Origin of the sequence: Caulobacter segnis (genome assembly GCF_019931575.1) — a bacterium.
GTDB classification, from domain to species: domain Bacteria; phylum Pseudomonadota; class Alphaproteobacteria; order Caulobacterales; family Caulobacteraceae; genus Caulobacter; species Caulobacter segnis_C.
The window spans coordinates 1,018,332-1,031,339 of sequence record NZ_CP082923.1; the positions used below are offsets into that span (position 1 = coordinate 1,018,332).

A 13,008-nucleotide genomic window follows, 5' to 3' on the forward strand; every position below is an offset into this window, starting at 1 on the left:
CTACCCCAGCCAAGCAGTCTAGCAGCAGAGTGGTTAAGTCTTGCTTCGAAAGACAGAACTTTTACACGCCGCTGAGGCTCATTCCGGGTGCGTCGGGCGGCGTGTCGCCACCGCCGTTCAGGGAGCGCTGCATCCAGACTAGGTCGACCCAGCGGCCGAACTTGTGGCCCATGCTGGGGAAGACGCCCTGTTTGGCGAAGCCCATGGCGGCGTGCAGGCCGATCGAGGCGGCGTTGCCGCTGTCGCCGATCACCGCGCAGATCTGGCGCAGGCCCAGCGCTTCGCACTGTTTGATCAGCTCGCTCAGCAGCGCCTTGCCCACGCCCTTGCCCACGGCCTTGGGCGAGACATAGACGCTGTCCTCGACCGTGTAGCGATAGGCCGCGCGCAGTCGGAACGGGCCGGCGTAGCAATAGCCGGCCACCTCGCCGTCCAGCTCGGCGACCAGATAGGGCAGGCCCCGGTCGAGGAAGGCCGCGCGGCGGCGGCCCATCTCGGCCTCGTCCGGCGGGACTTCCTCGAAGGTGCCCAGGCCGTTCAGGACGTTCCAGGCATAGATGGCGGCGATCGCCGGCACATCGGCGTCGGTCGACGCCCTGATCACTAAGCTCACGCCTTGGTCCAACCCTTGTCCACCGCCCACACCGCGAAGGCGTAGTCCAAGGCGATCTCCTTGAGGAAGTCAAAGCGTCCGGACGCCCCGCCGTGCCCGGCCTCCATATTGATCTTCAGCAGGACAGGTTTGCCGCTGGTCGTGGCAGGGCGAAGCTTGGCGACCCACTTCTCGGGCTCCCAGTAGGTGACGCGCGGGTCCGACAGGCCGCCGGTGGCCAGGATCGCCGGATAGGCCTTGGCGGCCACGTTGTCGTAGGGGCTGTAGCTGGCGATGTAGTCGTAGGCTTCCTTGTCCTCCAGCGGATTGCCCCATTCGGGCCACTCCGGCGGGGTCAGGGGCAGAGACGTGTCGCTCATGGTGTTGACCACGTCGACGAACGGCACCGCGGCGATGATCCCGGAGAACAGGTCCGGCCGCATGTTGGTGATCGCGCCCATCAAGAGGCCGCCGGCCGAGCCGCCATAGGCCACCGTGTTGGCGGGCTTGCCGTAGCCGGCCGCGTGCAGGTGTTCGGCGCAGGCGATGAAGTCGGTGAAGGTGTTCTTCTTCTTGAACTTCTTGCCGTCCAGGAACCAGCCCCAGCCCTTTTCCGAGCCGCCGCGCGGGCAGGCCGTGGCCCAGATCCAGCCGCGGTCGACCAGGCTGAAGTTGCGGATCGAGAAGCTGGGCTCCATGGCGATGCCGTAGCTGCCGTAGCCGTACAGCAGCAGCGGCGCCGAGCCGTCCAGCTTGGTCCCCTTCTTCATCAGGATGAAGATCGGCACGTCGGTCCCGTCGCTGGCCTTGGCGTTCAGGCGGCGGGTCTCGTACTGGGCCGGATCGTGACCCGAGGGGATTTCCTGGGTCTTGCGCAGGGTCCGCTGGCGGCTCTTCATGTCGTAGTCGAACCACTGCCGGGGCGTGGTCATCGAGTTGTAGACGAAGCGCAGATTGTCGGTGTCGTACTCGTAGCCACCCTCGAGGCTCAGGGCATAGGCGGCCTCGTCGAAGGCGATGGCGTGCTCGGTCCCGTCCGTCGCGGTGACGGTGACGCGGTTCAGGGCGTCGACCTTCTCCAGGCGCACGAACCAGGCCTTGAAGGCCATGGTCCCGGAGATCAGGCGGCCCGGCTGGTGGGCGATCCAGTCCTTCCAGTGCGCCTTGCCGGTAGCGGTCTCGGGCGCGGTGACCAACTTCCAGTCGACGGCGCCGTCGGCGTTGGTGCGGATCACCCAATGGTCGTTCCAGTGCTCGACCTCGTAGCGGACGCCGACCTCGCGGGGGTGGAACACGACCGGGCTCGCCGTCGGGGTCGAGGCCGGGATGATCAGCGCCTCGCTGGTCTCCTGGTTGCCGCACGAGATGACGACGAACTTCTCGGAACTGGTGACGCCGACGCCGATGAAGAAGCCCTCGTCGGGCTCGTCATAGATCAGCACGTCGTCCTTGGCGGTCCCGCGCGCCGGGCGGCGGTAGATCTTGGCCGGACGGCCGTTGTCGTCGCGGAACGTCCAGAACAGCCACTGGCTGTCGGGCGAGAAGCAGAAGTCGCCGGTGGTGCTCTCCACCGGGCTGTCCAGCACCGTCCCGCTGGCCAGATCCTTGACGTGGACGCGATAGACTTCCGAGCCCTGCTCGTCGACGGCCCAGGCGTAGAGCTTGTGGTCGGGCGAGTGTCCGGCCGCGCCGACCTGGTAGAAGGCCTTGCCCTTGGACTCCTTCTCCTCGTCCAGCAGGACCTCCTCGGACCCGCCGCCCGAAGGCTTGCGGGCGTGAATCGGGTGCTGCGCGCCCTTCTCGAAGCGGGTGTAGTACGCGAAGGGGCCGTCCTTGCTGGGGACGCTGGCGTCGTCCTCCTTGATGCGCCCCTTCATCTCCTCGAACATTTTCGCCTGCAGCGCCTCGGTCGAGGCCAGCATCGCCTTGGTGTAGGCGTTCTCGGCGGTCAGGTGCTCCTTGACGTCGGCCTTGATCAGGGTCGGGTCGCGCAGGACCTTCTGCCAGTTGTCGTCCTTCATCCAGGCATAGTCGTCGACACGGGTGCGCCCCAACTGCTCGATGGTCTTGGGGACCTTCTTGGCGACGGGCGGCGTGGGACGTGCGGCGTTGTCGGCGGACATGGGTGACCCGAAAGCTGTTCCAGACATGATCGTGGGGGCAGACGTAAGCGCGGCTGCGCCGCTCGTCATCATTTGTCGACGGTTCATGCGCAAAATCCCCCGTAACCCTGCACAACGCGCGACTGCGTCAGAACGACAACTTGCGGTGCGAGATTCCTGTGGTCAAATTCACTTCGTAGTCGGGCGACGAGTAGTAGCTAAGCGTAACCAAGGGGGCGTCATGCCGTTGGATCTGTCCGTAGACCTGATCAAGGCCACGGTTCAGCTTGAGCAGCCGCTGGGCGACGGTTCGCGGACCGTCGGCACGGGCTTCCTCATTTCCGATCCGACCCCGGACGGCAAGCCGCGCACCATCCTGGTGACCGCGGCCCACGTCTTCGAGAAGATGCCGTCGATGTCGGCCAAGATCGGCTACCGCATCGAGGGCAGCGACTCCGTCTGGCGCTATGATCCAGAGACCCTGAAGATCCGCGACGGCGACCATCCGCTGTGGGTCAAGCATCCGACCCGCGACGTCGCGGTCATGGTGGTCGAGGCCCCGCCGGAGTTCGTCAAGGCGGCGATCCCGCTGAACTACCTGGCGCAGGACGACACCTTCAACAAGTTCAACCTCGGCCCCGGCGACGAGATGATGGCGCTGGGCTTCCCGCGCGGTCTGTCGGCCAATCCCGCTGGCTTTCCGATCCTGCGCTCGGGCCGCGTTGCGTCCTACCCCTTGGCGCCGGCGACCAACTTCCCGACCTTCCTGATGGACTTCTCGGTGTTCCCCGGCAATTCGGGCGGCCCGGTGTTCATGGCCGAGGGCGCGCGCCGCCGGCCGGGCGCCAACGAGAGCCAGGAGGTCCAGTTCGTGGCCGGCCTGCTGACCCAGCAGGTCGAACTGTCGGGCGAGCGCCTGGAGATCGGCATCGTCACCCACGCCAAGTTCATCCGCGAGACCCTGGCCATGCTGGACAAGGTTCCGGGCGCGCCGATCACCCAGGCCCGAGCGACCAAGCCCGAGCCGGTCATGCCGGGCGCGACCCCGGCGGCGGCGGTCTCGGCCCTGGCCATGGGCGCGTCGCACTAAGCCGTCTGTCGGCCCGTTTTCTCGGAACGCTAGGGGCGCGCGGCCCGTTCTTGTTGGGACTTCAACACCAACATCAGGAGCGAGCCATGAGCACCAATCGTGTCGAAGGCGCCATCGACAAGGGCGCGGGCGCCGTCAAGGAAGCGTTCGGCAAGGCCACGGGCAACGAACGCCTCGAAGCCGAAGGCGCCGTCCAGAAGGCCAAGGGCGACGTGCAGAACAAGGTCGGCAAGGCCCAGGACAAGATCGGCGACGCGATCAAGCGCTGAACGCCGAGCTACGACTAGGAAAAGCGGCCGCCGGAGCGATCCGGCGGCCGTTTTGCGTTCAGGCTATTTGACGATCCCGTCTACCGTCTGGCGGGTCACGGCGTGGTACAGCGGCCGGGTCCTGGCGTAGAGCGCCTTGGCGATCGGCTGGCCCCAGTCGCCCTGGGCCATCAGGTCCTTGAACAGCGGCGCGACGAACTTGCGGCGGCCCTGCTCGGTCAGGAAGGCTTCCAGCGACGGGACGGCCGGCTGGTAGCGGTTGGCGACGGCCAGCTCCAGCCAAACGAAGCGGATCTCGCTGTTGCCCTGGGCCGACAGACCGAAGGCTTTATCCAGGGTCGCTAGGCGCTCCGTCGACAGAGCTCTCGGCAGGCTGGCGACGAAGCGGGTGCGCTCGGGCGTGCTCCAGACCTTCCACTTGGCCAGCGGGACCGGGCCGCCCTGGGCGTAGGCGGCGGCCAGGGCGTCCACCGCCGGGAAGGCGGCCGACTTCACATGCACGGCGTTGCCCGGCAGGCCGACCTCATAGACCCACTGGTCGATGCCAATAGCGGCTTCCAGCTTGGGATCGCCCTTGATCAGGTTCTGGCGCAGATCGGCGACGAAGCCGGCCGTGGTCTGGCTCTGGAAGGCGTGGCGGGCGAAGTAGCTCTTGAGATAGGCGTCCCAGCGCGGCCGGCCGACGGCCTTCTCGATGGTGCGCAGGAAGGTCGCGCCCTTCTGATAGGCGATGTCGGTCATGCCGTCGTCGGGGTCACGGCCGGTCAAATCGAGGTGTAGGCGGGTGTCGGCGCCGCTCAGACCGCCGGCGTCCTTGATGGCGGCCTGCAGGTCGCTCCAGCCCAGATCGGCCAGCATGTCGGCGCGCGGCTTGCCGTAAAGCGTCTCCATGATCCGGTTCTCGAAATAGTCGGTGAAGCCCTCGTTCAGCCAGAAGTCCGACCAGGTGGCGTTGTTGACCAGGTTGCCCGACCACGAGTGGGCCAGTTCGTGCGCCACCAGGCTGACCAGCGAGCGGTCGCCGGCGATGATGGTCGGGGTGGCGAAGGTCAGGCGCGGGTTCTCCATGCCGCCGAACGGGAACGACGGCGGCAGGACCAGCAGGTCATAGCGACCCCAGGCGTAGGGGCCGTAGAGGCTCTCGGCGGCGGCGACCATCTTCTCGACATCGACCAGCTCGTTGGCGGTCTTCTTCATCACCGAGGGCTCGGTATAGACGCCCGTGCGCTTGCCCAGCGGGGTGAAGGTCAGGTCGCCGATCGCGATGGCGATCAGGTAGGAGGCGACCGGCTTGTCCATGCTGAAGCGATAGGCGCGGGAACCGTCGGCCCCAAGTTTACCAGGCAGCGGTTCGCCGTTGGGCGTCAGCATCCGGGCGCTCATCACCGCCTTAAGCCCCTTGGGCGCGACGATGCGGGCGGTCCAGGTCTGGCGGACGCCCGGACTGTCCTGGGTGGGGATCCAGCTGCGGTTCAGGATCGCCTCGCCCTGGCTGAACAGGTAGGGCGACTTCTTGCCGGCCGTCTGCGAGGGGGTCAGCCATTGTAGCGCGGCGCCGCCGGGCGCGCTGTCGTAGGCGACGACGATGCGCTTGGCGCCATTCAGTTGGACCGTCAGCGGCGCGCCCAGGATCGGGTCGGCCTTGCCCAGGCTCCAGGGCAGGGCCTTGCTCTTGGCGTCGGTGACGCCGTGGATGACCAGGCCCTTGGTGTCGAGGATCACCTCTTTCGCGCCCGGCGCGGCGGCGATGTCGAGGGCGGCCGTGCCGGTCATCTTGTGACCGACGAAGTCGGCGGTCAGGTCCAGGTCGACATGGGTGACCCGCGCGACCAGCGGCTGGGCGTAGGAGTGGATGTCGCGCGCCTCGGGCGTCGCCAGGATCGCGGGAACGGGCGGCGTCTGGGCCCTCTTCGCCGTCTGGGCCAGCACGGGCGCGGCGACGCCGCACAGCAGGAGCGACAACAGGACGGCGCGAGCTTTCGAGGTCATGGATCTTCCCTGTGCGAGGGGAACGTCTATGCGCCCGAGGGCGCGGGCGGCGCAACGGTCTTGCCTGTCGCGCCCCCGACCTGGAGGATCGCGGGGGGAGGACACTACATGCGCGCTTTGGCCGGAATGACGCCGCCGATCGAGGGGAGCTGCCTATGCGGCGCGGTGACCTATGTGTGCTCCGCCGCGCCGTTCTGGTCGGTGAACTGCCACTGTCGAGCCTGCCAGAAGCTGAGCGGCGCGCCCTATGTCTCGGCCTTCTCCGTGCCGGCCGAGAGCTTCGCGTTCGCGGGCGAGACGCGGCCGTTCCACCGCCCGTCCGAAGCTGGCCACCAAGTGACCACCTGGCATTGCGCGGCGTGTGGGACCCGGATGTTCGCCCAGTCGGCCGCCGGGACCGGGCACATGAACGTCTTCGCCGCCACCCTCGCCGACCCTTCGACCTTCAAGGCCATATCCAACGTCTATCTCAGCGAAGCCGCGCCCTGGGTCGAGCCGCCACCGGCGCGGTTCAACTTTTCCAAAATGCCGCCCCGGCCCAAGGACTAGTCCACCTCCTCGTAGGTCGCCGCGTAGTCGACCGGGAAGTTCACCGAGCGGGCGATGAAGCAGACCTTGTGGATCTCGTGGTGGATCGCGTCGGCCTTGGCCAGGTCGGCGCCGCGCTGGACCAGGATGTGCGGCTTCAGGGTCGCGCGCAGGAAGCGGCCGGCGCCGTCGGGCGTGCTTTCGCCCACGCCGACCGGCTGGTCACGATAGCCGCGCACGACGATCCCGGCGCTGCTGGCCAGGTGCAGGTACCAAAGCATGTGGCAGGCGGAGAGCGAGGACAGCAGCAGGTCCTCGGGATTGTGCAGGGTCGGGTCGCCGCCCAGCAACGGGTCGTTGGAGCACGCCACCGGCGGCTTGCCGGGCGTGGCGATGGTCCAGGTGCGGTCATAGCCGCGATAGGTGCGCGTGCCCTGGCCGCGATCGCCCGTCCATTCGATCAGGCTGGTGTAGTCGTGCTGCTTGGCCATCTGGCGCTCCTCCTTCACCGGTCCTGGGGCGGGACGTCCTTCAGCCGCGCGGTCATGGCGGCGATCTGGTCCCGACTCCAGCGGCTGTGTTTGCGCACGTCGCTCGCTGGATGGAAGCCCAGGCCGAGTGAAATATGCGGATGGTGGTAGGCCTGCCGGGGTCGGACGGGGCGAGGCGCCAGGCCGCCGCCGCAGGTCGGGCAGACGTTCTTCAGCACCTCGTCGGCGCATGCGGCGCAGTAGGTGCACTCGTAGCTGCAGATCCGAACGTTTATGGCGTCCGGCGGCAGATCGACGTCGCACAGTTCGCAGTTGGGGCGCAGTTCGAGCATGCGCCTGGCTAGCGCGCGGGGAGGGGCCGCGAAATGACGGCTATCCCTCGATTTACGCCAAATCCAGCGTGTCATCCCGGGACTCCGCTTCGCTGCGGCCGGGATGACACGGGAAGATGGGCTGGATCAGGCCCCGTAGATCACCGAGATCGTCTCGGCCACGCAGGCCGGGCGCTCCTCGCCCTCGATCTCGATGGTGCACTCGTTCTTCATCTGCAGGCCGCCCGACTTGGGCTCGGCCGAAAGCAGCTTCTGGCGCATGCGCACGCGCTTGCCGACCCGGACCATGCCGGTGAAGCGGACCTTGTCGCAGCCATAGTTGATGCCGCGCGTGACGCCCGTGACGCGCAGGATGTCGGCGCCCAGCATCGGGATCAGCGACAGGGTCAGGTAGCCGTGGGCGATCGGGCCGCCGATCTCGCGGGTGGCGCGCTCGACATCGACGTGGATCCACTGGTGGTCGCCAGTGGCCTCGGCGAACAGGTTGACGCGCTCCTGGGTGACCTCGACCCAGTCCGACACCCCGATCTCCTGGCCGACCAGGCCGGCGACGTCGGCGTAGGCGACTTCCTTCATGATGCGTTTCTCCCCAAACACTCTGGCAAACAGTTGTTTGGTTAGAGACCAGCCAGAGCCGTTCAGGTCAACCGGAGAAGGTCGAAACCACCAGCCAGACGTTGGCCGCCGAGATCACCACGAACAGGAACCAGGCCACCGTCTTGGTCATCCAGCCATTGGCGAAGGGCCCCATCAGCGCCTGGTTGTCGGTGAAGCGCAGCAGCGGCCAGATGGCGAACGGCAACTGGGCGCTCAGCACCACCTGGGTCAAAACCAGCAGCTTGCCGACCGAATGCTCGCCCAGTGTGAGAACCCCGATCAGGGCCGGGACGATGGCCAGGCCCCGGGTGATCAGCCGCCGCTGCCAGCAGGGGATCTTCAGGTCCAGGAAGCCCTCCAGGATCACCTGGCCGGCGATGGTGCCGGTGAAGGTCGAGCTCTGGCCCGAGGCGAACAGGGCGACGGCGAACAGCACCCCGGCCAGTGCGCCGCCGGTGATCGGGGCCAGAAGCTGGTGGGCCTCCTCGATGCCGGCCACCTCCGTGAGGCCCGAGCCATGGAAGGCCGAGGCCGCCAGGATCAGGATGGCGGCGTTAATCAGCAGGGCCAGCAACAGCGAAACGACGGTGTCGATTGTCGACAGACGGATGGCGGCCCGCTTGCCCGGCTCGTCGGCCGGGGTCACCCGCGTCTGCACGATCGCCGAGTGCAGATAGAGATTATGCGGCATGATCGTCGCGCCCAGGATGCCGATAGCCAGGTAGAGGGCGTTGCCCTGTTGAAGCGCCGACAGCGACGGCACAAGACCGCGCGCGACGTCACCAGCGTTCGGCGGGGCCAGGATCAGCTGGACCAGAAAGCAGATCCCGACCGTCGAGATCAGGCCCAGGATGATCGCCTCCAGTTGCCGGAAGCCCTTGCCCTTCAGGCCCAGCACGATGACCGTGTCCAGCGCCGTCAGCAGCACCCCGGCCCACAGCGGTATGCCCAGCAGCAGCTTGAAGGCCAGGGCGCTGCCCAGCACCTCGGCGATGTCGCAAGCGATGATGGCCAGCTCGGCCAGCAGCCACTGGACCTTGACCGTTCTCGGCCCGAACCGCTCGCGCGACATTCGAGCCAGGTCCTTGCCGGTGACCAGGCCCAGCCGCATCGACAGGGTCTGCAGCACGATCGCCGCCAGGCTGGACAGCACCACCACGAACAGCAGGCTGGTCCCGTAGCGCGAGCCAGCCTCGATGTCGGTCGCCCAGTTGCCGGGGTCCATGTAGCCGACGCTGACCAACAGGCCCGGGCCCGCCACCCGCAACATCCGTTTCCAGGTCGGCAGGCCGTCGGGCACGGTCACCGCGCCCCGCACCTCGGACGGGCAGAACGGCGCGGTGGCGGTTTTGGGAAGGCGGTCGAGCAGGGCGGCGAACATGCGGCCTAGTTAGGGGCGCGTCGCCGGGATTGTCAGCCCTGGCGCCGACAAGCTGGGCGCTGGTGCTCGCCTCTTGAGCGAATCCAGCCGATTTGCGCGTTGAAGGCTTCCGTAGCGGAACAATGGCGGTCGGGCAGCTCTTCCGCTGGAACTCGCCCCGTGTCTCCCCGGTCCCCGGCGAGTCCGCCCGATCCCTGGCGGCGGCCCCGGCGAGCGACACGCCGGGGCTAGCCGCCCGGCGCGCGCGGCCCTAGACGATCCGGCTCTCGCTCTTGCCCCAATACCCATCCCGGATCAGCCGCTTGTAGAGCTTGCCCGTGGGGTGCCTGGGCAGCTCGGCCATGAAGTCGATGCGCCTGGGCGACTTCACGTGGCTGAGATTGGCGCGGGCGAAGGCCATCAGCTCGGCGGCCAGGGCCGTCTGGTCCTCGGCCGGGTCCATCGGCTGGATGACGGCCACCACCTGTTCGCCCATTTCCTCGCACGGCGCGCCGACCACGGCGGCGTCGGCGACCTTGGGGTGGGTGATCAGCAGGTTCTCGATCTCCTGCGGATAGATGTTCACCCCGCCCGAGATGATCATGAAGCTCTTGCGGTCGGTCAGGTAGAGATAGCCGTCTTCGTCGGCCCAACCGACGTCGCCCAGGGTGGTCCAGCCGTGCTGGTTGTAGCTCTCGGCGGTCTTGTCCGGGGCGTTGTGGTAGTTCACCGCCGGGCCGTTGGCGAAATAGACCGCGCCCTCGGTGCGGGGCGGGAGCGGGTCGCCGGCCTCGTCGCAGATGCGCAGCTCGCCCAGCACCGCCTGGCCGACGCTGCCCTTGTGGGCCAGCCAGTTGTCGGAATTGATCCAGCAGAAGCCGTTGCCCTCGGTGCCGGCGTAGTACTCGTAGATCACCGGTCCCCACCAGCCGATCATCTGTTCCTTGACCGGCACGGGGCAGGGGGCGGCGGCGTGGACCGCCGACTTCATCGACGAGACGTCGTATTTCGCCCGGACGTCCTCGGGCAGCTTCAGCATCCGCACGAAGTGGGTCGGGACGAACTGGCCGCAATTGACCTTGTGCGTCTCGATCAGGGCCAGGGCCGTCTCGGGATCGAACTTCTCCATCACGATCACCGTGCCGCCCAGCTTGTGGACGGTCATGCACCAGCGCAGCGGGGCGGCGTGGTAGAGCGGGGCGGGCGAGATGTAGACGCTGTCGCCGCTGAAGCCGAACAGGCCTTGGGCCATCATCTGCAGGGCGTTGGGCGCGTCGATGGGGCCGCCGCTGAGCGCCGGCTTGACGCCCTTGGGCCGGCCCGTGGTGCCGGACGAATAGAGCATGTCCGAGCCGGCCGTCTCGTCGGCGATCGGCGTCGTCGGCTGGTCGGCGAGGGCCGCGCCCAGATCGGCGTAGGCGCCGTGCGGACCGCCGACGGCGAACAGGGTCAGGTTCGGGACCAGCCGGGCGACCTCGTCGATCAGCGGACCCATGGCCACCGAGGTGACGAACACCTTGGCCCCGCAGTCCTTGAGGATGTACTCGACCTCGCCCGCCGTCAGCTTGGTCGAGACGCAGACGAAATAGAGGCCCGCCCGCTGGGCGGCCCAGGCGACCTCGAAGGAGCGGGCGTTGTTCTCCATCAGGATGGCGATGACGTCGCCGGCCTTCAGGCCCAGAGAGCGGAACAGATGCGCCCCCTGGTTCGAGCGCGCGTCCAGCTGGGCGTAGGTCACGACCTCGCCGGAGCCGGCCATGATGTAGGCCGGTTTGTCGCCTTGGGCTTGGGCGTGGAGGTAGGGGTGCATGGCGATACCTCTTGAATTCTAGGCCGCGACCGGCGCGCGGGCCGCCTCGCGGATCATGTCGGCGGCCTTCTCGGCGATCATGATGGTGGGGGCGTTGGTGTTGCCCGAGACGAGGCGCGGCATGACCGAGGCGTCGACGACGCGCAGGCCCTCCAGCCCGCGCACGCGCAGCTGAGCGTCGACCACGGCCATCGGCCCGTGACCCATCTGGCAGGTGCCGACCGGGTGATAGATCGTCGAGCCCGACAGGCGCGCGTAGTCCAGCAACTGCGAGTCCGTGCGGAACTCACCGCCCGGATTGATCTCGCTGTCGACATAGGGCGACAGGGCCGGGGCCTCGCCGATCTTGCGCGCCCACTTCAGGCCGGCGACGGCGACCTCCTGGTCCAGCGGATCGGCCAGGTAATTGGCGAAGATGCTGGGATACTCCGCCGGATCGGCCGACTTGATGCGGATGTGACCGCGGCTCTCCGGGCGCAGCTGGCAGGGGGCGATGGTCAGGCCCGGCAGGTCCTCCAGCTCCATCTTCTGCTCGTTGACCAGCTTGTCCAGGTCCATGGTCGCGGGCAGGATGTGGAACTGGATGTCCGGTCCTGCGAGATCCGGTCGAGATTTACAGAACGCGGCGATGTGCGCGGCCGAAAGGGTCAGCAGGCCCTTTCGCTGGAACAGGTAGCGCAGCGCCTCGCCGGCCAGGCGGCCGCCCTTGGACTGCTCGTTGACCGAGACGACGCCGGCCTTCAGCCGATAGCGCACGCTCATCACGTAGTGGTCCTGCAGGTTCTCCCCGACGCCAGGCAGGTCGGCGACCACGGGCACGCCGTTGCGGATCAAGAGCTCGGCCGGGCCGACGCCCGACAGCTGCAAGAGCTGAGGCGAGTTGATCGCCCCGCCGGCCAGGATCACCTCCGCGCGAGCCATGGCCACGCGCTTGACGCCGTTCTGGGTGAACTCGACGCCGGTCGCCCGGCGGCCCTCGAACAGGACGCGGCCGGCCAGGGCGTTGGTCTCGACCTGCAGGTTCGGGCGGTTCATGGCCGGGTGCAGGTAGGCGACCGCCGCCGAGCAGCGCTGCCCGTTCTTGACCGTCAGCTGGTAGTAGGTCGCGCCCTCCTGGGACGAGCCGTTGACGTCGTCGTTGCGCGGGATGCCGGCCTGCTCGCAGGCCTCGATCACCGCGTCCGAGACCGGGTGCTTGGTCGTCACGTCCGAGACGTTCAGCGGGCCGCCCGTGGCGTGCCAGTCGCAGCCGCCGCGCTCCTGGTGCTCGGCGCGGCGGAAGTAGGGGGCGACGTCGTCCCAGCCCCAGCCCTCGCAGCCCAGCTGCCGCCAGCCGTCATAGTCGGCATGCTGGCCGCGGATGTAGAGCAGGCCGTTGATCGAGGACGAGCCGCCCAGCACCTTGCCGCGCGGCCAGACGTGGGTGCGCCCGCCCGTGCCGGGGTCGGGCTCGGTGGTGTAGAGCCAGTTGACCTTGGGATCCTTCAAGGTCGAGGAGTAGCCGACCGGGATGTGGATCATCAGGTTCGAGGCGAATTGGCCAAGGTTCTTGGTTGGGCGGTCGTCGCCGCCGGCTTCCAGCAGCAGAACCTTGAACTTGCCGCCCTCGGACAGCCGCGCCGCCAGCACGCAGCCAGCCGAGCCCGCGCCCACGATCACGTAGTCGGCCTCGATGATCCCGGTCATCGCCTCTCTCCCTTCACCGTCGCGCGTGTTTTCCGCGTGATCAGTGTTCAGTTGAGAGCATGCGCCCACCTTCCGCGATCGCGCAAGTTGCCGTCGCGGCGCCGTTGGTCCGACGGCTTTCCGGGTTATCGTTGGGCCAAAGAACAATGTTCATGGGATGGA

The 13,008-nt window shown here is 67.7% G+C and carries 10 protein-coding genes and 2 pseudogenes; 3 read left to right on the forward strand and 9 right to left on the reverse strand.

Annotated elements, in window-relative coordinates:
• Window positions 1-61 precede the first annotated feature (61 nt).
• Both K8940_RS04800 and K8940_RS04805 read right to left on the reverse strand, forming a co-directional pair.
• On the reverse strand, window positions 62-613 hold the full coding sequence (locus K8940_RS04800) for a GNAT family N-acetyltransferase (protein WP_223393383.1): 552 nt from the start codon (window positions 611-613) through the stop codon (window positions 62-64).
• Window positions 610-2,802 carry a S9 family peptidase gene (locus K8940_RS04805; protein WP_223393384.1) on the reverse strand — a complete coding sequence of 731 codons (2,193 nt, stop codon included), beginning with the start codon at window positions 2,800-2,802 and terminating at the stop codon, window positions 610-612. Before K8940_RS04805 ends, K8940_RS04800 begins: the two co-directional genes overlap by 4 nt.
• 20 nt (window positions 2,803-2,822) lie before the next feature.
• Here K8940_RS04805 and K8940_RS04810 point away from each other — a divergent pair.
• Together K8940_RS04810 and K8940_RS04815 are read left to right on the forward strand one after the other, a co-directional pair.
• A pseudogene (locus K8940_RS04810) lies at window positions 2,823-3,784 on the forward strand (trypsin-like serine peptidase).
• A gap of 86 nt (window positions 3,785-3,870) precedes the next feature.
• Window positions 3,871-4,064 (forward strand): annotated as a pseudogene (locus K8940_RS04815) (CsbD family protein); the annotation flags it as partial.
• A 52-nt stretch (window positions 4,065-4,116) separates the two neighbouring features.
• Here K8940_RS04815 and K8940_RS04820 read toward each other — a convergent pair.
• Window positions 4,117-6,042, reverse strand: coding sequence for a M1 family metallopeptidase (locus tag K8940_RS04820; RefSeq protein ID WP_223393385.1), 1,926 nt, complete (start codon window positions 6,040-6,042; stop codon window positions 4,117-4,119).
• A gap of 108 nt (window positions 6,043-6,150) precedes the next feature.
• On the opposite strand from K8940_RS04820, the gene K8940_RS04825 reads away from it, so the two are divergent.
• On the forward strand, window positions 6,151-6,591 hold the full coding sequence (locus K8940_RS04825) for a GFA family protein (protein WP_223393386.1): 441 nt from the start codon (window positions 6,151-6,153) through the stop codon (window positions 6,589-6,591).
• On the opposite strand, the gene K8940_RS04830 is transcribed toward K8940_RS04825, so the two are convergent.
• From K8940_RS04830 to K8940_RS04855, 6 genes are all read right to left on the reverse strand, one after another.
• Window positions 6,588-7,061, reverse strand: a complete 474-nt coding sequence (locus tag K8940_RS04830; RefSeq protein ID WP_223393387.1) for an OsmC family protein — start codon at window positions 7,059-7,061, stop codon at window positions 6,588-6,590. The genes K8940_RS04825 and K8940_RS04830 overlap by 4 nt on opposite strands.
• Window positions 7,062-7,075: 14 nt before the next feature.
• Window positions 7,076-7,393, reverse strand: coding sequence for a DUF1272 domain-containing protein (locus tag K8940_RS04835; RefSeq protein ID WP_223393388.1), 318 nt, complete (start codon window positions 7,391-7,393; stop codon window positions 7,076-7,078).
• A gap of 126 nt (window positions 7,394-7,519) precedes the next feature.
• Window positions 7,520-7,969: a MaoC family dehydratase gene (locus K8940_RS04840; RefSeq protein ID WP_223393389.1), complete on the reverse strand. Its 450-nt coding sequence runs from the start codon at window positions 7,967-7,969 to the stop codon at window positions 7,520-7,522.
• Window positions 7,970-8,036: 67 nt separating this feature from the next.
• Window positions 8,037-9,371: an Nramp family divalent metal transporter gene (locus K8940_RS04845; protein WP_223393390.1), complete on the reverse strand. Its 1,335-nt coding sequence runs from the start codon at window positions 9,369-9,371 to the stop codon at window positions 8,037-8,039.
• A 250-nt stretch (window positions 9,372-9,621) separates the two neighbouring features.
• Window positions 9,622-11,160 carry an acyl-CoA synthetase gene (locus tag K8940_RS04850; RefSeq protein WP_223393391.1) on the reverse strand — a complete coding sequence of 513 codons (1,539 nt, stop codon included), beginning with the start codon at window positions 11,158-11,160 and terminating at the stop codon, window positions 9,622-9,624.
• 18 nt (window positions 11,161-11,178) lie between these two features.
• Window positions 11,179-12,846, reverse strand: a complete 1,668-nt coding sequence (locus tag K8940_RS04855; RefSeq protein WP_223393392.1) for a GMC family oxidoreductase — start codon at window positions 12,844-12,846, stop codon at window positions 11,179-11,181.
• Window positions 12,847-13,008 lie beyond the last annotated feature (162 nt).

Coding starts and splice junctions, on each gene's coding strand:
- K8940_RS04805 (WP_223393384.1), bottom strand. CDS start 2,802: ATGAACCGTCGACAAATGATGACGAGCGGCGCAGCCGCGCTTACGTCT.
- K8940_RS04820 (WP_223393385.1), bottom strand. CDS start 6,042: ATGACCTCGAAAGCTCGCGCCGTCCTGTTGTCGCTCCTGCTGTGCGGC.
- K8940_RS04825 (WP_223393386.1), top strand. CDS start 6,151: ATGCGCGCTTTGGCCGGAATGACGCCGCCGATCGAGGGGAGCTGCCTA.
- K8940_RS04830 (WP_223393387.1), bottom strand. CDS start 7,061: ATGGCCAAGCAGCACGACTACACCAGCCTGATCGAATGGACGGGCGAT.
- K8940_RS04835 (WP_223393388.1), bottom strand. CDS start 7,393: ATGCTCGAACTGCGCCCCAACTGCGAACTGTGCGACGTCGATCTGCCG.
- K8940_RS04840 (WP_223393389.1), bottom strand. CDS start 7,969: ATGAAGGAAGTCGCCTACGCCGACGTCGCCGGCCTGGTCGGCCAGGAG.
- K8940_RS04845 (WP_223393390.1), bottom strand. CDS start 9,371: ATGTTCGCCGCCCTGCTCGACCGCCTTCCCAAAACCGCCACCGCGCCG.
- K8940_RS04850 (WP_223393391.1), bottom strand. CDS start 11,160: ATGCACCCCTACCTCCACGCCCAAGCCCAAGGCGACAAACCGGCCTAC.
- K8940_RS04855 (WP_223393392.1), bottom strand. CDS start 12,846: ATGACCGGGATCATCGAGGCCGACTACGTGATCGTGGGCGCGGGCTCG.